Source organism: Sorangium sp. So ce448, assembly GCF_051520915.1.
GTDB classification, from domain to species: domain Bacteria; phylum Myxococcota_A; class Polyangia; order Polyangiales; family Polyangiaceae; genus Sorangium; species Sorangium cellulosum_B.
This window is the reverse complement of record NZ_CP150343.1, coordinates 5,366,481-5,384,093: the sequence shown is the minus strand read 5'-3', so window position 1 is coordinate 5,384,093 and position 17,613 is coordinate 5,366,481. Positions and strand designations below refer to the sequence as shown.

The following is a 17,613-nucleotide window of genomic DNA, read 5'->3' as shown; positions in this document are numbered from 1 at the left end:
TGCCCGCCGCTCCCCTTCCCATGGGCGGTCGCCTGTCAGCGGGCAGCTGCAGGGCAGCAACTCCGCTCGCCGCGCCGAAGAGGCCGCAGTACACGTCGTCGTCGATGCGTCACGAGGCACGCCCGCCGGCCAAGCTCCCCGCCGCGCTGCTCCTCGCCACCGCCCTGACGCTCGCGCCGAGCACGACGAGCAGCCGCGGCGCCGCGCCGCGCATGCCCGGACCCGAGCCGCCCCGGAGCCTCGATTCCGTGGCCGTGAACCGCGATTGCGAGCGGTGCCACGCGGAGATCGCGCGCGAGTGGCGCGGATCGAAGCACCAGCGCGCCTACGTCGACGCGCCCTTCCAGGCGGCGCTCGCGAAGGAGCCGCTGCCGTTCTGCCGCGGCTGCCACGCACCCGAGGCGCGCTCTTCGCGGCCACCTCCGCCGGAGCGGGCCGAGCTCGGCGTCGCGTGTGTCACCTGCCACGTGGTGGACGGCGCGCCGCTGGCCGCTCCCGCGCAGGCCAGCGGCGACCAGGGCTCCCCCTCCCCGGCTTCCCCATCCTTCTCGTCTGTTCCCCACCCGGTGCTGCGCGATCCGCGCTTCGCGTCGGCCGCCGCGTGCGGAGGGTGCCACGAGTTCGCCTTTCCAGACCACGCGGCCCGCCGCGCGCCGGAGCCCATGCAGCTCACGCTGACCGAACACGCCGCGTCAGCCTACGCCGACGTGCCCTGCGCGCGCTGCCATATGCCGCTCGCCGGAGACGGGCTCTCGGCCCACCGCTCTCACGCGTTCGCGTCGTCGCGCGACCCCGACGCCGCGCGGCGCGCGCTCCGCGTGCAGGCCGAGCGCGCCTCGCCGACCGCCGCGCGCCTCACGCTCCGCACAGCGCGCGTGGGCCATGCCTTCCCGACCGGCGACCTCTTCCGGCGGCTGGAGGTGCGCGCCGAGGTCCTCGGGGAGGACTACGCCGTCATCGCCTCGGCGCGCCGCTTCCTGGCGCGCCGCTTCGCAGAGACGCCCGGTCCGCTCGGCGCCCGCGCGCGCACCACGGTGTCCGACGAGCGCCCCGGCGCACCCGCGCTCGCCGGGGCGCCGGTCGTCGTCGAGCTGGAGCTCGGCCCCGCGGCAGCGCAACTCCCTATCCAGTACGAGGTCGTCTATCAGCGCGTCGCGCACGCGAGCGACGGCCGCGAGGAAGACGCGATCATCGAGAGCGAAGTCTCGCTCGTTCGAGGTAGCTTGCCGAGGGACACCCCATGAAGATGCTCGCCCTGCCGGTCCTCCTCCTCCTCCCGCTCGCCCTCGCGGCGTGCAAGCGGGGCGACAGCGAGGCGCGCCGCGACCCAGCCCCGCCAGCGCCGACGGCCGCGCCGCCCCCGGTACAGACCGCGCCGGCATCCCCTCCGGCGTCGTCGGAGCCTGGCTCCGCCCCGCTCGCTGCGCCGCCGCCCGCGCAGATCGCCGGCGCCACCGTCGCGCTGCACGTCGTCGCCGAGGACGTCCGAGAGGTCGCCGAGATCGTGCCCTGGAACCAGCAGCCGTCCGATGTGCCCCGCCCGTTCTATCTGCACCCGCTGCGCGATCGCGTGCTCGTCACGTTCAAAGGCACCTCGATCTACGCGCTCGCGGACGGCAAGCTGACGGAGGAAGACGGCATTCCGCCGTATAGCTTGCGCCTCGGGTCCTCCACGTCCGAGCTGCCTTTCATGGCCTCGGACGTCGACATCGTGTCCATCGTCGGCCGATGGCCCTCCGACGTGTGGATCCGCGTGAACGGGTTGTTCTCGGACGGGGCGCGCCTGAACAGCTTCGCCAGTCCTCTCTACCGGAAGCAGGGCGACCGGTTCGTCGAGTCGGCGCTCCCCGTCGCGGCCACGGCCTGGACGCAGGGCCGCACGCTCGTGCTCTCGGGCGACCAGTTCTCGCTCGCCCAGCCCGGCGGGGCAGATCTGCCGCGGCGGGCCGCGGGAGCGAAGTGCCCCGTCCGCGTCCGGGCCGAGGCGATGGCGGCCCTGCCGGACGGCGAGGTGCTCGTGGTCGGCCGCGATTGCGACCAGAGCGACCGGCTCGCGGTCGAGCGCTGGGCGCCCGGTCGCGCCGATTCCACGGTCGTCCCCCTGCCCGCCTGGGACGGCAAGCTGCTCGACGCCATGGTGCTCGCCACCGAGCGCGATCGCTACGTCATCGCGCGCTTCGAGGCGGCGAGCACCCTCGCGCGCCTCGACGTGGCGGAGGCCGGCGCGACCGCCGTGCCGCTCTCGCTCCCCTCGAACAAGCCGGTCACGGACGCCTCGCTCGCCGCCGATGGTTCGCTCTGGATCCTGCTCGGTGAAGGCGACGGGGTGGAGCTGTTCCGCCGGAACAAGGAGGGGGTCTATACGCGTGCGACGTTCCCCAAAGGCCAGGGGCTCTCCTCCACCGGGATGGCCGCCGCGAGCGCGGACGTGGTGTACCTCGCGGGATCGACGTCCAACGTGCGCTCCGTGATCCTGTCGTCTCGTCCGGGGAAGCTCTCCTTTCCCTCGGATGCGCCGGGCGCGGCAGGCCCCGACGCGGGCGCCCCGGCGGCGCCGGACGGCGGGGCGCAGGACGCCGGGGCCGCGAGCGCGCCGCCGGCCGCGCTCTCCTCGAGCTGCGCGTCGCCGTTCGTGATCCTCTTCGCCGTGAGCAAGTCAGCGCCGGCGGACTACGACTATCCCGCGACCCGCGACGCGCTCTCGGGGTGGGCCGACGGCTCGAAATACCGCTTCATCGAGTACAGCCATCGCGGCCAGCGCATGCTGGGCGCGAGCGCTCCGGACGCGGCCCGCGCCGAGGCGCTCGCGGCGCGCCTGCGGGAGCGCGTCAAGGGCGCGTCGCCCGCGGTCGCCTGCTTCACCCCGGCAGAGGTCCTCCGTGAGGTGAGGCTCGCGGGCGCGCCGTGACGGCTCAGCTGATCCCCATGGGCGCGCCGCCCTCGGCGACGAACCGATCGGCGATGTCCACGAGGAGCGCGTCGGTGGCGGGCTTGCTCTTCACGGTGACCTGCGTCTCATCCGGCAGGAGCACGAACGAGCCGACCACCTTGCCGTCGAGCCGCACCTCGTGGCTCCCGCCGGGCGGAGCAGGGGCAACCTCGTAGACCTTGCCGTCGCGTGCCTTGATCTTCATGTCGTAGCGGTAGCACGCACGAGCGCCGAGCGCGTTCCCCCGCGCGGCAGCCCCACGGCAGGCCGCCTCGGGCGAGAGCCCCTCCACCGCGGGCGGATTGCGCGGTAGGATGCGGCTGCGCGCTGAGCGCGAGGAGTGTTCACCGTGCCGAGATTCGATCTGGTCCCGAGCCCGTCGCTCGCGTCGACGACGGCGCGGGAGCGAGCCGTGGAGAGCGTCATGACAGCGGCCTCCGCGCGCGCCATCGAACCACGGACCTACGCCGCGGGCCGCCCGCTCGACGCCGATCGCTGATGCTGACGCCAGAGCCTGGCCAGCCCCCCGAAGCCGGCGGCGGCGGATGGATCGTCCTCGGCGTCCTGAACGAGATCCTCCTCAAGCTCGCCAACCAGCCGGACCTGCGGTCGCTGTGGGAAGAGGTCTGCACGAGCGCGCGCTGGATCGTCCCGTCCCAGCGGCTCTGCGTCGTGCTCGCCAACGACGGCGGCGGCGCCAGGATCGCGGCCAGGTACGAGCGCGGCACCTTCCTGTACGGGGCGCCCGAGGGCGGCGGCGTCGTCGTGGACGCCTGGATGGTCGCGGCGCTGGAGGCGCAGCGCCCCGCCTGGTTCAGGGGGCCGTGGGACGAGGCGCGCGAGTCGGATCGCGCGCGCGCGTGGCTCCTCGCGGACGACCCCGACGTCGTCTTCCATGTGCCGATCCAGGTCTACAAGAAGACCATCGGCACGATGCTCTTCGCCCTGGAAGACCAGCGCCAGATCGACCGGAAGGCGCTGGCGAGCGCGACCACGTACGCGCTGTACGTCGGGGCCACGTACACGACGCTCAAGAACTCGCTCGACCTCGCCGCCGCGAGCGCGCAGCTGCGCGAGCAGAACGACGAGCTCGAGCGGGTCCAGATCGAGCTGCGCCTGCAGCTCGACCGGGTCCGCGCGGCGCACGAGGCGATGCTCGAGATGTCGACGCCGATCATCCAGGTGTGGGACGGCGTGCTCACGCTGCCCGTGATCGGCACGATCGACAGCGCGAGGGCGGCCCGCATGATGGAAGAGGTGCTCGACGCGGTCGTCCGGCACGGCGCCCGCTTCATGATCGTGGACCTCACCGGCGCGCAGGCGACGGACGCGTCGACCATCGATCACCTGCTGCGGATCTTCGCGGCGACGAGGCTGCTCGGCAGCCGGTGCATCGTCTCCGGCGTCCCGACGGCGATGGTCGGGCGCATCCTGGAGTCCGGCGGCAGCCTCGACGGGATCCCCGTGTTCAGCACGCTGAAGAGCGCGCTCGAGCACGCGGTGGGCGCGATCCGGCAGCAGGCACAGCCGGCGCGCCGGTAACCGCCGCGGCCGGAGGAGCGCCCGGACCGGAGCGGTGAAGGCCGCGCGCCGCGCGCCGCCCGCTGTGATACGCCCGCGATCCCACACAGGAGCGTGACGGATGAAGCTCGCGATGATCGGACTCGGCAGGATGGGCGCCAACATGGCGCGCCGGCTCATGCGCGGCGGCCACGAGGTCGTCGCGTTCGATCTGAACCAGGACAGCGTGAAGCGGCTCGGCGAGGAGGGCGCGGCGACGGCCTCCTCCCTGGGCGACGCGGTGGCGCAGCTCGCGTCGCCGCGCGTGGTCTGGGTCATGCTCCCCGCGGGCGCGCCCACCGAGCGGGTCGTCGAGGAGCTCGGCGAGCTGCTCGGCGCCGGCGACGTGATCATCGACGGGGGAAACACCTACTTCAAGGACGACGTCCGCCGCGCCAGGGCGCTCGCCCCGAAGGCCATCCGCTACGTCGACGTGGGCACGAGCGGCGGCGTGTGGGGGATCGACCGCGGCTACTGCCTCATGGTGGGCGGCGCCCCCGAGGCGTTCGCCCTGGTGCAGCCGATCCTGCGCACGCTCGCGCCGGGGCCGGGGGACATCCCGCGCACGCCGGGCAGGCAGGAGGTCCAGGGCGGCGCGCAGAGCACGTCGGAGGAGGGCTACCTGCACTGCGGCCCGGTCGGCGCCGGGCATTTCGTGAAGATGGTCCACAACGGCATCGAGTACGGCCTGATGCAGGCCTACGCGGAGGGGTTCGACATCCTCAAGAACGCGGCGGGTGAGCGCCTGCCCGAGGAGCACCGGTACGCGCTCGACCTCGGCGAGATCGCCGAGGTGTGGCGGCGAGGCAGCGTGGTGGGGTCGTGGCTGCTCGACCTCACCGCGATCGCCCTCGCCGAGAGCCCGGAGCTCGCCGGGTACAGCGGCTTCGTGCAGGACTCCGGCGAGGGCCGCTGGACCGTGATGGCGGCGATCGAGGAGGCCGTGCCCGCAGAGGTGCTGTCCTCGGCGCTCTACGCGCGCTTCCGCTCACGCCACGATCACACCTTCGCCGAGAAGGTCCTCTCCGCGATGCGGCACAAGTTCGGCGGGCACCTGGAGCGCCCCACGGGGGGTTGAGGCGAGGTTGACGGTCAGAACCGACCTCTGGCAGCGTTGCCGTCATGGCCCGCACCGCCCCCGTCCCGAACATTCCGGCGATTCCTGGCATGAACCCTGGGGTATTTATCATGGGAGGAGGCGCCGTCGTCGGTGGGCGCGGAGGAGCCTCAGGCCGTGGCAAGGCGCGAGGCCAGGGGGCCAGCGGCAAGAACGGCGGCGACAAGGCGAAGGGCGGTGGAAAGAACGCCTGCGGCGCAGGTAAAGATGGCGGCGGTTGCCCGAACCACCATGGCGGCCGCGGAAGCGGAAAAATCGCCCAGGGCGACCCGGTCGACGTGGTCACGGGCCGCGTGTTCACCGTCCCCGAGACGGACGTCGACATCCCGGGTCCCCTTCCTCTCCAGATCGTTCGGTCGTACGGCAGCCAGGCGCGTGGGCGGGACGTCGGGCTCGGCTTCGGATGGACCCACAGCCTCGCATGGGCGATCGAGCTTCGCCGGCGGACCACCATCGTCGTCACGGCCGACGGCAACGAGGAGGAATTCGGACTCGTTCCGCGGGACGCTGGCCTCCTCGGGCCGCACGGCTGGGTCCTCCACAAGGAGGGCGACGGCTTTTCCCTCGATTTTCCGGACGGAGATCGCCTGCTGTTCGAGCCGGATCCGGGCGATCGCACGCAGCATCGCTTCCGCCTCGCCGCGCAGGTAGACGCATTCAACAACCGAATCGCCCTCACCTATAGTGAAGGTCGCCTGGCCCAGGTCACCGACAGCGTGGGGCGCGTACTACGGATTCGACCGGCGTCCGCGGGACGTATCGGCCAGATCGAGTTCGTGAGCCGCGCGTCCGGGGGGCGTTCGCTCGTCTTCGTGCGCTACCAGCATGACCAAGCAGGGGATCTCGTCGCAGTGACCGATGCGGATGGAAACACCACGAAGTACGGCTACGACGACGAGCACCGGCTCGTCTCGCAGCAGAGGCCGACCGGGCTGACGTTCCACTACCGATACGATCCCGCCGGACGATGCGTCGAGACATGGGCAGACTACCCCGGCGCGGTCGACCCGTGCCTCGCCGCCTCTGTCCCGGCGCTTCTGTCGGATGGCAAGACGCCCGCGAAGGGCATGCACCACGTTCGACTCGACTTCTATCCCGATGGCTACTCGGAGGTCACCGACTCGGTCACATTTCACCGTTACTTCGGTAATGAGCACGGAAAGGTCGACAAGGCCATCACAGCCGGAAGCGTGTATATGCGCACGTATGACGAGCGGGGCCACCTGCGCTCGTTCACCGATCCACTCGGAGCGACGACCTGTTGGACGCGCGATGTCTTCGGGAACGAGACGCGAATCGTGGACCCGCTCGGGAACGTGACCGTGATCGAGCGGCTGCGGAACGGTGATATCCGCAAGATCATCGATCCGGAAGGCAGCGTGACGGAGGTGGCGTACGCCGAGCGAGCGATCTTCTGGACCGATCCGATCGGCGCGACCTTCGAGGTCCGCTTCGACGCTCGCGGCCTCATGGAGGCGACCGTGGCTCCGACGGGGCATCAGACGCGTTACCGTCACGATGAACACGGCAATCTCGTCGAGGTTCTCCGCGCCTCCGGCACGCGCTGGACGGCCGCGTACGACGAGCTCGGGAGGCGGACGGCGGAGCGCGACGAGAGCGGAAGCGTGACCGAGTTCTCGTACAGCAACAAGGGGCTGCTCCTCGCGGTGCGCGAGCCGAACGGCAGTGTCACGCGTTACGACTACGATGGCGACGAGAACCTCATCTGCGTGACAGATGCCGACGGCCGGAAGACCCGCCTCGTGCGCGGAGGCACCGGCTCGCTGGCGGACGCCATCCTGCCAGACGGGAGCGCCATTCAGCTCCGGTACGACCGCGAGGAACGCCTCGTCGAGATCCGCAATGCGAAAGGAGAGGTGTACTCGGTCGCGGTCGGCGCTCTCGGCCTCCCGATCGCGGAGAGGACGTTCGATGGCCGGGAAATTCGCTATCAACGCGACGCGCTCGGGCGCGTCCTCCTGATCCGCCGTGGAAGCGAAACCACAGAGCTCCAGCGTGACCTCGCCGGACGCGTGGTGAAGAAAATCTACGACGACGGAGCCGAGGAGCACTTCTTATACAACGGCCGTGGCGAGGTGATCCTGGCGGAGGGGCGCGGCTGTACAGTCGAGCTGCGACGCAACGCGGTCGGATGGGTGATCGGGGAGAAGCAGGTCGTGGACGGCGATGCGTTTCAGGTCGAGGTGACCTGCGATCGGGTCGGGACTGCACTTCGGAGGGCGACGTCCCGAGGTCATGCGGTAGAGTGGGCCTTTGATGAGGCCGGGCGCTGTACGCGAACGCGGCTCGACGGCCGCGACGAAGTCTTTTTGCGCCAGGATGAACGGGGGCTCCCGGTCGAGACCCACCTGCCGGGTGGAGGCCGCATCGGCGCGCGGTACGACGCGAGCGGCAGGCTCGTTGCACGGCGGGTGTGGTCCTCATCTAGCTCGCTCGCATTGCGCCCAGGCGAGCCGGAGTGGGTGGGGCCCCGTATGCCCAACGTGACCGTGGATCAGGCGTTTCAATATACCTCGGCGGGGCATCTCGCAGCCGTGTGGGATGCGCACTTCGGACACAAGCGCTTCGAACACGATGCGCTCGGCCAGCTGCTGGCCGTGATCCCCGAGGAAGCGCGCGATGGGCTCGCGGCCAGGCGGCCCCATGCTGTCGAGCGCTTCCGCTATGATGCCGCTGGAAACCTCCATGAGTACGGCGAAGGGGCGGAGGGGCGCCGCTACGAGCGCGGAGGCCGGCTGGAGACCAAGGGCTCCACCCGCTTCTTCTATGACGAGCAGGGCCGGCTGATCGAGAAAAGGGCGCGAGGCACCGCCGGGGACGACCATGTGACACGTTATGTTTGGTCGGCGAGCGGAATGCTCTCGAAGATCGAGATGCCAGACGGGACGACGGCTGAGTTCATGTACGACGCGTTTGCGCGGAGGATGAAGAAGACCGTGTGGCAGAAGGGAGAGAGCGGTGAGGTGCGCCTCCTGCGCACGACGCGCTTCTGCTGGGACGCGATGACCCTCGCCCACGAGATCGCGGGGATCCCCGGCGGGGAGATCGAGGAGCGCACCTACTGCTTCGATGAGAGCGGGGCTCCGTGGGCTCACCGCGACACGAGGCACACCGGAGAGGCGTCGGTAGCGGGGCCATGGCTCTTCTATTTGAACGAAGCCATGACGGGCTATCCGGAGCGCCTCGTCGATGGGAAAGGTGAGGTCGCGGGCGAGCTGTACCGCACGGCATGGGGGAAGGTGACGTCCGAAGCCGGAGGCAGCGCGCCGACACAGGTTCGCTTCCTGGGGCAGTACGAGGACGTGGAGACGGGGCTCTTCTACAACAGGCACTGTTACTACGATCCAGATCTCGGGAGGTACATCTCGCCCGATCCCGCAGAGATCGACGGCGAGCTGAACGCCTACTGGTACGCGCGCAACCAGCCGTGGACCATCGTCGATCCCGATGGGCTCATCTATTCCCGCATCCTCGACAAGGACGGCAACGTCCTTACGTACGTGGATGAAGATACCAGTACGAAGCCGTATGTGGGAAGGAACCCGAGCGAGGGAGGCAAGGTGACGCCCGCCGGCCACATCAGCGACAAGCCGTGCGCGGAGGCGCAGGTCTTGACGGTCATGGGGGAGAACATCCGAAGAGACGTGATGAAAGAGCAGAAGAAGGTGCGCGTTCAGGATCGCATGACCCCCGAACAGGTCGACGCCGAGGTGAACCGGCGCATCAAAAAGAAGTTCCAGGACGAAGGGCTCTCGATCGAGACGTACGACAGCGCGAAGATGCGGAAGCGGGTCGACCCGTGCGAGAGATGCGGAGCGATGTTCGAAAGGCTCGGCATTCAAGAGCACGTCGTCGGGATGAAGGGCAAGAAGGGCCAATACGGCGTCTACAGGGCCTAGAACAGGCGGCGAGCGTCCCCCACCGAGGTGCGAATGCATCGTGAGGAAAAGGAAAGATCGCCCGAGGCCGTCTCTTGGACCGAGGGGGAAAAGCGCGCTCGTGAAGCGTTCGAGCGATGGCGCGTTGCTCCGGGCTCCGCGTGCCTGCTGCACGGCCCGCCGGGAGCCGGCAAAACGGCGCTGTGTATGCTGCTCGTCGCCGAAGCGAGCGAGCGTGTCGGGGTGCGCACCGCCGCGGTGCAGGTTGGACGAGCGGGCCGCTTCGCCTCCGAGCCCGAGATCCTCGCGTCGCTCCTGGAGCAGCTCGGTGACGACGTGCTGCACCCTCCGCGGGACGTCCTGAAGTTGCGTTCGGAGCTCCGGAACAGGCTGGCCAACGGTCAGGAAGAGGACGAGCCCGAGGTGCTCCTCGTGCTCGATGGCCTTGATGAGTGCGTCGACTGGCCTCGCGAGGCTCGGGTATCGACGCTTCAGGCGCTCGGACAGCGCGTCCGATGTCTGGTCTCCATCTCCGGCGGCGAGGGCGACGCGCACGCCTGGAGGGAGCGGCTCGGATGGAAGGCCGGTGACGCGCTTTTCGTCGAGGTTGCGCCGCCTTCCCCCGCGGCAGCGGAGCGTCGAGGCATTCCGATCTGGGCAGCTGCAGGGGGCAACGGCGGACCGGAGGCGCTCGCCGCAGAGGTCGAGCGTGAGCTCCGACTCCTCCAGGGAGGAGAGATCGCGCTGGAGATGCTCTCCGTGCTGGCCCGCGCGCTCGCGCCGCTCGATGCAGAGGATATCGCGGCGCTCCTGGAGATCGACGACCTTGCCGTGCGCGGGCTCCTGCTCGTGTACGGCAAGGTCGTCGATCGGATCTTGCGCCGGGATGGGCCGGCGCGTGCGGTGCGATTCCAGCATGAGGCGCTGCGGGTCGCGTGGGAGCAGCGGAGCGCCGATTGTGAGGAGGCGATCGAGGCGCGTTACCGCGGCGCGATCGCGCGATGGACGGCGGAGCCCGCCGGCCGCCGGCCGGCCTACTTCCGCCGCTATGCCAGCGCACACCTCGCGCTCGGCGGCGCTCCCATCGCTTCGATGCTCGCGTTTGCCGAGCCGGGTTGGGTAGCGGGTGACTCTGCCGAGGCGCTCGCGTATGCCCTCACAGATCTCCGCCGCCTGCGCGATCGAATAGGAGAGGAGGTGGAGCGTTGCAGGTCCCTGCCTCCCCCCCTCGCCGCGGCGCTCGTCCGCTGCGCGGCGGCGCAGGGCGCGGCGGCGACGCTGGGAGACACGGAGCCGTGGGAGAGCCCCGATGCAGACGTCGCGACTCCACTGCTCGATGCGGACGCGGCGCGCGCGCTTTCATTGCTTGCCCTCGCTGCGGAGGTCTCACCGTCCGCCCAAGCCGGGGTCCGCGAGCGTGCGCTCGAGATCGCCGATCGCACGGGCGCATGGTGGTCAAGCGCCTCGGCGCTGATCGCCATGGCCGAGGCGGCGGAGGGCGAGAGGCGCACCCGGTATGCGCGCGCCGCGCTGGAAGCTGCGCGCCAGTCGGACGGGGAAGATGCGCCCCGGGCGCTCGTCGTGGCGGCGGGCCTGCTCCCCGAAGAGGAAGCCCAGGAGGTCGCCGCGGAAGCCATCGCGCGCGCGGGAGGGGTGCCGCCCGCGATCGTGCCTGAGCCCGGAGTCAGCGAGGCTTCCGCCGTCGCGCTGGAGCGAGCTTCGCGTTCTCTGCCAGCGCCCCAGCGAATTCGTGTCCTCGCCCGGTTGCTCACCGGCCTCCCGGCAGAGGCGAAAGTTCGTGCTGTCCAGGAGATCGAACGGCTCTGGGCGCCTTGGTGCTTCGAGAACAAGGAAGAGGCTGAGGCGGTAGCGCCTTATCTGTCCGAGGCTCTGCTGGAGAGGGCGATCGAGGAGGTCCCGGTCTGGCCGGTACACGCTCTCGGGGCACGGCTGGTCTCGCTCGGACGAGAGGACGAGGCGCGCGCGCTGGTGCTTCGATGGGCGGCGAGCAGCGCAGGGTACCGGGCGGACGCGCTGCTTCGCCTAGGCGAGAGGCTCCCTGCGGGGCGGCGGCCGGTGGAGGAGGTCCGGACCCTCTTCGAGGAGCTCGCCCCGGAGGAGCGATGCAATTTGATCAAAGAGCATCCTTCCGCTTCGGTCACGCTCCTGGGGGCGGAAGCGGCTTTACGCATCGCAGGGGACTGCGTCGAGTCCTCCGGGAGCTACGTTCGGGCTGTCGCGCTGGCACGGCTTGTAAAGGCGCTTCCTGAAGCGATGCGCGCCGAGGCGGCCCGACGTGCGGTGCTCGCCTTCGAGGCAGCGGGTGCAGACGCCGATGTGCTCGGCGATCTCTGCGAGGCTGCGCCGTGGATGAGCCCTGCCGATGCGGCACGGCTGGTCGCGACGAGCCTGTTCGACGCCTCAGGGATTCCGTCGCTGGCAGGCGTCTTCCAGGGATGGGCAAGCGTGGCACAGCTCGCGCGCGTCTTTCGCCAGGCCGGAGGGGAGGAGGCCGTGCTTGCGGCCGCCGATGAGGTGGCGTTCGCGGGGCGGTGGCTGCGCAGCGTGGAGTGACCCGTCCTCCCCCGCTCATGCTCATGCAGGACGCTTGGTCAGAAGCTCCACACGCCACGCCGAAGAACGATGAAGCGCCGGCGAAGTCGAGGAGCGATCCTAACGGCCCGAGGCGAGGAGCGCCTCGGCGAGGAGCATCGCGTCGACCGGCCAGAGCTCGGGCGGACGCCGGTGCTTCGCCCCTGCCTCGGGGAGCGGGCGGCAGCTGAGCACGAGGCGGCGGAAGCGGTCCGGGATGGCGTCCCGGCCGTGCGCCGCGCCGAGCAGCGCACCCGCGATCGCGGCGTTCGTGTCGGTGTCGCCGCCGGCCATCACCGTGTCGACGAGGCCCCGCTCGATCGAGGGCGCGTGGAGGAGCTGGTAGAAGGCGTTCTGCAGGGCGATGAGGACCCAGCCGGCCTGGTGCGAGAAGCTCCGGGGCGGGGCGCCGCGCGCGGCCGTGAGCGCGGCGACGACCGCGCGTTCGCCGCTGCGCTCCGCCTCGTCGAGGGCGGCGGCGCAGGCGCCCTCGACGCCGGCGCCGCCCACCGCGGCGGCGATGGCCGCGACGAACGCGGCGGAGGCGGCGCAGCAGACCGGGTGGGGGTGCGTGAGCGCGCTGTCGTCGCGCGCCCAGGCCGCGGCCTCCCGCGGGCGGCCCGCGCCGAGGACGCCGAGCGGCGCCGCGCGCATCACCGAGCCGTTCGCCTCGCTGGTCAGGCTCGCGGCGGCGCGGGCGCGCTCGCGCCGGGCGCCAGGCAGCGGCGCCCCCGCGGCGGCCCTGAGCGCGGCCGCCGTGGTGTTGCCGATGTCGAACGGGCCGGAGCCGTACCAGTGCACGTAGGCGTCGAGCGCGGCCTCCGCGACGAAGCCGCGCTTGCGGACGATCGAGCGCGCGAGCATGAGCGCCATCTCGGAGTCGTCCGTCGGCTGCCCGGCCAGCGTGCCCCACGTCCCGCCGTCGGCGAGGTCGCGGACGCCGCCCGGGTAGAGCGGCGCGATCGCCTCCGCGGTGCGGAACTCGACGAGCGCGCCGAGCGCGTCGCCCGCGAGCTGGCCGAGCAGGCAGCCCTGCGCTCGCGCGAGCGTGCCAGCGCCCTCGACGAGCAGGCTGCGCGAGGGGCGCAGGAGCCCGTACGTGCCCTGCGGCGGCGGGATGCGGCCGTGGATGACGGCGTTCCACGGGCGGCGCGCGAGCTCGCGCACGACCGCGGGGGCGCCGCCGAAGAGGCGGCAGACCTCGCCGTCGCCCTGCGCTGTGTACGCGATGGGCGCGCCGTCGTCGTCGACGAGCTCGCCGCCCGCGGCGCGCACGAGCGCGTGCCCGGCGGCGTAGTCCCAGCTGCGGGGCCGGCTGAGCGAGACCGCGGCGACGCCCTCGCCGGCCGCGGCCAGGGCGAGCCGGTAGGCGAGGCTCGGGAGGGCGAGGAACCGCGCGGGGGCGACGCAGCGGGCGTTGCGGGCCGGGAGGTAATCCGCCGACTGCGACAGCAGCACGACGGCGTAGCGATCGAGCGCGCCGCCGGCGAGCGAGGTCGAGACGGCGGCGCCGTTGCGCCGGATCGGCCCGGCGCCCTCGGCCCAGGCGATGAGATCGCCGTCGTCGTCGGGGTAGGCGTACGCGAAGACGACGCCGAGCACCGGGGTGCCCTCGCGGAGGAGGCCGATGGAGACCGAGGCGCCGCGGTAGCCGTGCAGGAAGGACGCGGTGCCGTCGTGCGGATCGACGACCCAGCGGTGCGACGGGTCCACGCCGTCCAGGGCGCCGGTCTCCTCCCCGAGGAACGCGTACGGGGTGGCCCGGGTGAGCGCGTCGCGCAGCAGGAGCTCGACCTCCACGTCGACGTCGGCGCTCGTCCCGGCGCCGCGTGGGCCGCCCGGGCGGTGGAACTCCGCGCGGAGGAGCGCCCCCGCGCGGCGCGCGGCGTCGACGGCCAGCGCGAGCTCAGCGTCGTAGCCCATGCCGTTCCCCTGGTTCCACGCGAGGCACCCTACCCCAGGTCGGCGCGCTGGCGGTGTCCGGCGTCGAGATCGCCGGCGGGAAGCGCGGCGCCATAGCCGCGCACATCGGCGACGGCCGCGTCGACCTGGGCGACGATGGTGCGGGCGTGGTCGAGGAACGCCGCGCCGGCCGGCAGGAGCCGCATGCCGCGCGCGGTGCGCTCGAACAGCTGCGCGCCGAGCTCGTCCTCCAGGCCGCGGATCTGCCGGCTGAGGGGCGGCTGCGCGATGTGGAGCCGGCGCGCGGCGCGGCCGACGTGGCCCTCCTCGGCGACGGCGATGAAGTAACGGATCTGCGAGAGGCTCACGCGGCCGATTCTAGCCCGAACCCCGCGCGCGGGGAGCCGCGCGCGAGGGCCCGAGATCAAAACGGTATTGGATGGCCGCTCGCGGCGCGCCCATACGCCACGCATGAACGTGGACATCCTGAGGCCTCACGCGTGGGAGGCGATGCGGCGCGCAGGGCGCGCGGCGGCGGCGACGCTCTCGACCGTCGGGGCGCGGCTCCAGCCCTTCGTGACGACGGCGGACATCGATCAGTGGGTGCGCGAGGACACGGCGCGGCGCGGCGGCCGCCCGAGTCAGCTCGGCTACAAGGGCTTCCCCGCGGCGGTGTGCACGAGCCGGAACCACGTCGTGTGCCACGGGATCCCGCGGCGCGACGAGGTGCTCCTGCCGGGCGATATCGTCAACGTCGACGTGACCACGGAGCTCGACGGCTACCACGGCGACACCTCCGCGACGTTCTTCATCGGGGAGCCGAGCCCCGAGGCGCTGCACGTGGTGGACGTCGCCAGGCGCTGCCGGGACGCGGGCATCGCGGTCGTGCGCGACGGGGCGCGTCTCGGCGACATCGGCGCGGCGATCGAGGAGATCGCGCGGGCGGAGGGGTGCGGCGTGGTCCGCGAGGTCGGCGGGCACGGCATCGGACGGAGGATGCACCTGCCGCCGCACGTCGCGCACACGGGGGTGCGCGGGGCGGGCATGCGGCTCCGCGCCGGGATGGCCATCACGATCGAGCCGATGGTCAACCTGGGCTCGCACCGCATCCGCACGCTCGACGACGGGTGGACCATGGTCACGGAGGACGGCAGCCTCTCGGCACAGTTCGAGCACACCGTGCTCGTCACGCGGGACGGTTGCGAGATCCTGACGCTCTCCTGACGCTCCGAGGGCGCGCAGGGCGCGGAGCTACCATCAGCTCGCCGAGGCGCTGGCCGAGATCGAGCGCCTCCGCCGTAACTGACCGCGCTCGCGCCGCGCGCGAACGCGGCGGCGTCATACCCCCTTGGTCACCCAGGCCCAGACGAACTCGCATTCCATCGGCGGCACGCCGCTCTCGTCCGTCACCGTCACGGCGACTGTCACGTCCCCTTTCGGCTGGTCCAGGAAGGACTGGCGCTGCTCGGGCGTGAGGGTCGCGACCGCGCGGAGGCCGCCTTGGGCGCGGCGCTTGTAGTCGATCTTCATGCTGCGCAGGAGCGGCAGCTTGTCGTCCGGCAGGTTGACGGCGACGACGAAGCCGGTCGCCGTCTCCGCCAGGAGCCCCGCCGCGGCGGCGTGCACCCCGCCGATGTGGTTCTGCACCCTGCGCCCGTTGGTGAGCCGCAGCGCCACCCGATCCGAGCTCACCTCGTCGAACTGGATCCCGCCGGTCCCGGTGAACGGCACCATGCGCTGGAACAGCACGGTCTGCGCGCGCGTGCGCAGGAAGGACGGGAGCGCCTGGAGCGGCGCGAGCGAGCGGGAGATGAAGTTCAACTGGGACATAGAGCCTCCGGACCGCGAGCTTAGCGCATGCCGGCCCGGCGCCTCATCATGCCGTGGGCGGCGCGGACCCCACGTCAGCGCCGTCGCCGCTGGGGCTTGTTCACCGCGACCGCGGCCTCTTCTTCCGCCCGCTCGGCTCGTTCCGCCCGTTCCGCCGTGGAGCGCGCGGTGTCCGTCTCGACGCGCAGCTGGCCCCGACGGTCCCGCTCCTCCGCCGCGCCGATGCGCTGGCGCGGGGCCGCCGCAGGGCGCCAGTCCTTGCCGATCGCCCTCGCCATGGCCACCTCGTGCCTGCGGCGATGGTGCTCGTGCCACCACTGCATGCGCTCGGCCTCCTCGGCCCAGTCGTCCTCGTGCGCGGTGAACGCGACCAGCCCGTGGATGGCGACCCCGATCGCCCATCCCAGCGGGATGATCGCCGCCCAGAGCAAGACGCCGAGCGGAAGGGCGAGCGTGAGGAGCGCCGCGTTGACGATGAAGTAGATGCCGAGGTGCCGGTAGAAATCGCGGCGCTTGCGCCGGAGCCACGAGGCGCGCTCGGCGGCGGTCGCCGCGCTCGACCTCCGCTCCACACCGTCGCGCCCGTCGCGCTCGCGCGCGCGGAGCGCGCGGCTCGCCTCGCGCAGCGCCTCGGGGGCGACGCCCACCTCCTCGGCCGCGGCGAGCAGGTCGTCGAAGCCGAGGCGCGCGTCGCCCCGCGGGGCGCGCGCATCGCCTCCGTCGGCGGCGGTCTGGCGCTCGATCGCCTGCGCGAGGACGTCGCGGACCTCCTCGGTCGAGAACCGCTGCGCCGCGGTCTCGCCGCCGCGAGGCGCCTCGCTCCGCCGCGCGCCGGGCGTCTGCGCGGGCGACGCGGACGTCGCGGCGGCAGGCGCAGGCGCGGCGGGCGCCTCGCCCCTCCCGGCCGCCTCGAGCGCGCGCAGGAGGTCGTCCATCGACGCGAACCGATCGTCGGGGCGCTTCGACAGCGCGCGCAGCACGACCGCGCTCACCGCGGGCGGGACGGCGGCGGCGTCGAGCAGGGCGCGGTCGGCCTCGTCGGTGAGGATCGACGCGACGACGGCGAGCATGTCGCCTGCGCCGCGCCAGGGCAGCCTGCCGGTGAGGAGCTCGAAGGCGAGCACGCCCCACGCGAACTGATCCGCGCGCCCGTCGAGCTCGGCGCCGCGGATCTGCTCGGGGGCCATGTAGACCGGCGTCCCGAGCTTGACGCCGAGCGCGGTCAGCGTCGGGAGCGCAGGGGCCTCGGTGGACGCGTTCGGATCGGCGTCGCCGGCGGCGCGGCGCGCGATGCCGAAGTCGAGCACCTTGATCACCCCGTCGTCCCGGACCATCACGTTCTCCGGCTTGATGTCCCGGTGGACGAGCCCCCGCCGGTGCGCCGCCGAAAGCGCGCGGGCGACGTCGGAGAGCCAGGCGACCCGCGTCGAGGTTGGCGCGTCGGCGCCGCTGATGGCGCTGCGCAGGGTGCGGCCCGGGACGAGCTCCATCACGATGAACGGCGTCCCCTCGAGCTCGCCGACGTCGAAGATCGACACGGCGTTCGGGTGATCGAGCGCTGCGGCGGCGCGCGCCTCGCGGAGCAGGCGCGCGCCGGCGTCCTCGTCAACGGCGCCGCCCGCGATCACCTTGACCGCGACGCGCCGCCCGAGCCGCGCGTCGTGCGCCCGGTACACGCAGCCCATCCCCCCCTGCCCGATGGCGGCCTCGATCGTGTACCGCTCGAACGAATCGCCCGGCTTCAGCATGGCCGGCGGGGAGCCTAATGGATCCGCGCGACCTTG

At 72.0% G+C, this 17,613-nt stretch carries 13 protein-coding genes; 8 read left to right on the top strand and 5 right to left on the bottom strand.

From position 1 onward, the window contains the following. The first annotated feature begins 104 nt into the window (after positions 1–104). Both WMF45_RS20210 and WMF45_RS20205 read left to right on the top strand, forming a co-directional pair. A complete protein-coding gene (locus tag WMF45_RS20210; RefSeq protein ID WP_437718517.1) occupies positions 105–1,244 on the top strand; it encodes a multiheme c-type cytochrome in 1,140 nt (379 codons plus the stop codon). Next, positions 1,241–2,908 (top strand): hypothetical protein, encoded by a 1,668-nt coding sequence (locus tag WMF45_RS20205; protein ID WP_437718516.1) that lies wholly within the window; start codon positions 1,241–1,243, stop codon positions 2,906–2,908. Before WMF45_RS20210 ends, WMF45_RS20205 begins: the two co-directional genes overlap by 4 nt. A gap of 4 nt (positions 2,909–2,912) precedes the next feature. On the opposite strand, the gene WMF45_RS20200 is transcribed toward WMF45_RS20205, so the two are convergent. Further along, positions 2,913–3,134 carry a hypothetical protein gene (locus WMF45_RS20200; RefSeq protein WP_012236178.1) on the bottom strand — a complete coding sequence of 74 codons (222 nt, stop codon included), beginning with the start codon at positions 3,132–3,134 and terminating at the stop codon, positions 2,913–2,915. Between the two features lie 144 nt (positions 3,135–3,278). On the opposite strand from WMF45_RS20200, the gene WMF45_RS20195 reads away from it, so the two are divergent. The 5 genes from WMF45_RS20195 to WMF45_RS20175 all read left to right on the top strand — a co-directional run bounded on the left by WMF45_RS20195 (position 3,279) and on the right by WMF45_RS20175 (position 12,079). Then, positions 3,279–3,428, top strand: a complete 150-nt coding sequence (locus WMF45_RS20195; protein ID WP_437718515.1) for a hypothetical protein — start codon at positions 3,279–3,281, stop codon at positions 3,426–3,428. Next, complete coding sequence (locus WMF45_RS20190; RefSeq protein ID WP_437718514.1) at positions 3,428–4,471, top strand: STAS domain-containing protein; 1,044 nt, start codon at positions 3,428–3,430, stop codon at positions 4,469–4,471. The genes WMF45_RS20195 and WMF45_RS20190 overlap by 1 nt, the downstream gene beginning before the upstream one ends. A 100-nt stretch (positions 4,472–4,571) precedes the next feature. Then, positions 4,572–5,567 carry a phosphogluconate dehydrogenase (NAD(+)-dependent, decarboxylating) gene (gene gnd, locus WMF45_RS20185; protein ID WP_437718513.1) on the top strand — a complete coding sequence of 332 codons (996 nt, stop codon included), beginning with the start codon at positions 4,572–4,574 and terminating at the stop codon, positions 5,565–5,567. 44 nt (positions 5,568–5,611) lie between these two features. Then, the gene (locus WMF45_RS20180) at positions 5,612–9,526 is read left to right on the top strand and encodes an RHS repeat-associated core domain-containing protein (protein WP_437718512.1); all 3,915 of its coding nucleotides are present in this window, start codon (positions 5,612–5,614) and stop codon (positions 9,524–9,526) included. A gap of 33 nt (positions 9,527–9,559) precedes the next feature. Then, the gene (locus tag WMF45_RS20175; protein ID WP_437718511.1) at positions 9,560–12,079 is read left to right on the top strand and encodes an AAA family ATPase; all 2,520 of its coding nucleotides are present in this window, start codon (positions 9,560–9,562) and stop codon (positions 12,077–12,079) included. A 99-nt stretch (positions 12,080–12,178) separates the two neighbouring features. On the opposite strand, the gene WMF45_RS20170 is transcribed toward WMF45_RS20175, so the two are convergent. After that, a complete protein-coding gene (locus tag WMF45_RS20170; RefSeq protein WP_437718510.1) occupies positions 12,179–14,020 on the bottom strand; it encodes an inositol monophosphatase family protein in 1,842 nt (613 codons plus the stop codon). A gap of 29 nt (positions 14,021–14,049) precedes the next feature. Further along, positions 14,050–14,367: a LysR family transcriptional regulator gene (locus WMF45_RS20165; RefSeq protein WP_437718509.1), complete on the bottom strand. Its 318-nt coding sequence runs from the start codon at positions 14,365–14,367 to the stop codon at positions 14,050–14,052. A 103-nt stretch (positions 14,368–14,470) separates the two neighbouring features. Here WMF45_RS20165 and map point away from each other — a divergent pair, with 103 nt between their 5' ends. After that, the gene (map, locus tag WMF45_RS20160; protein ID WP_437718508.1) at positions 14,471–15,223 is read left to right on the top strand and encodes a type I methionyl aminopeptidase; all 753 of its coding nucleotides are present in this window, start codon (positions 14,471–14,473) and stop codon (positions 15,221–15,223) included. Between the two features lie 114 nt (positions 15,224–15,337). Here the strand turns inward: map and WMF45_RS20155 are convergent, their stop codons facing one another. Both WMF45_RS20155 and WMF45_RS20150 read right to left on the bottom strand, forming a co-directional pair. Further along, on the bottom strand, positions 15,338–15,829 hold the full coding sequence (locus WMF45_RS20155; protein WP_437718507.1) for a hotdog fold domain-containing protein: 492 nt from the start codon (positions 15,827–15,829) through the stop codon (positions 15,338–15,340). A gap of 74 nt (positions 15,830–15,903) precedes the next feature. Beyond that, positions 15,904–17,577, bottom strand: coding sequence for a protein kinase domain-containing protein (locus WMF45_RS20150; RefSeq protein ID WP_437718506.1), 1,674 nt, complete (start codon positions 17,575–17,577; stop codon positions 15,904–15,906). Positions 17,578–17,613 lie beyond the last annotated feature (36 nt).

Bases quoted from the DNA above. Each gene is read 5' to 3' on its own strand.
- WMF45_RS20210 (WP_437718517.1), top strand. From the start codon at position 105: ATGCGTCACGAGGCACGCCCGCCGGCCAAGCTCCCCGCCGCGCTGCTC.
- WMF45_RS20205 (WP_437718516.1), top strand. From the start codon at position 1,241: ATGAAGATGCTCGCCCTGCCGGTCCTCCTCCTCCTCCCGCTCGCCCTC.
- WMF45_RS20175 (WP_437718511.1), top strand. From the start codon at position 9,560: ATGCATCGTGAGGAAAAGGAAAGATCGCCCGAGGCCGTCTCTTGGACC.
- WMF45_RS20190 (WP_437718514.1), top strand. From the start codon at position 3,428: ATGCTGACGCCAGAGCCTGGCCAGCCCCCCGAAGCCGGCGGCGGCGGA.
- gnd (WP_437718513.1), top strand. From the start codon at position 4,572: ATGAAGCTCGCGATGATCGGACTCGGCAGGATGGGCGCCAACATGGCG.
- WMF45_RS20180 (WP_437718512.1), top strand. From the start codon at position 5,612: ATGGCCCGCACCGCCCCCGTCCCGAACATTCCGGCGATTCCTGGCATG.
- WMF45_RS20155 (WP_437718507.1), bottom strand. From the start codon at position 15,829: ATGTCCCAGTTGAACTTCATCTCCCGCTCGCTCGCGCCGCTCCAGGCG.
- WMF45_RS20170 (WP_437718510.1), bottom strand. From the start codon at position 14,020: ATGGGCTACGACGCTGAGCTCGCGCTGGCCGTCGACGCCGCGCGCCGC.
- WMF45_RS20150 (WP_437718506.1), bottom strand. From the start codon at position 17,577: ATGCTGAAGCCGGGCGATTCGTTCGAGCGGTACACGATCGAGGCCGCC.
- map (WP_437718508.1), top strand. From the start codon at position 14,471: ATGAACGTGGACATCCTGAGGCCTCACGCGTGGGAGGCGATGCGGCGC.
- WMF45_RS20200 (WP_012236178.1), bottom strand. From the start codon at position 3,134: ATGAAGATCAAGGCACGCGACGGCAAGGTCTACGAGGTTGCCCCTGCT.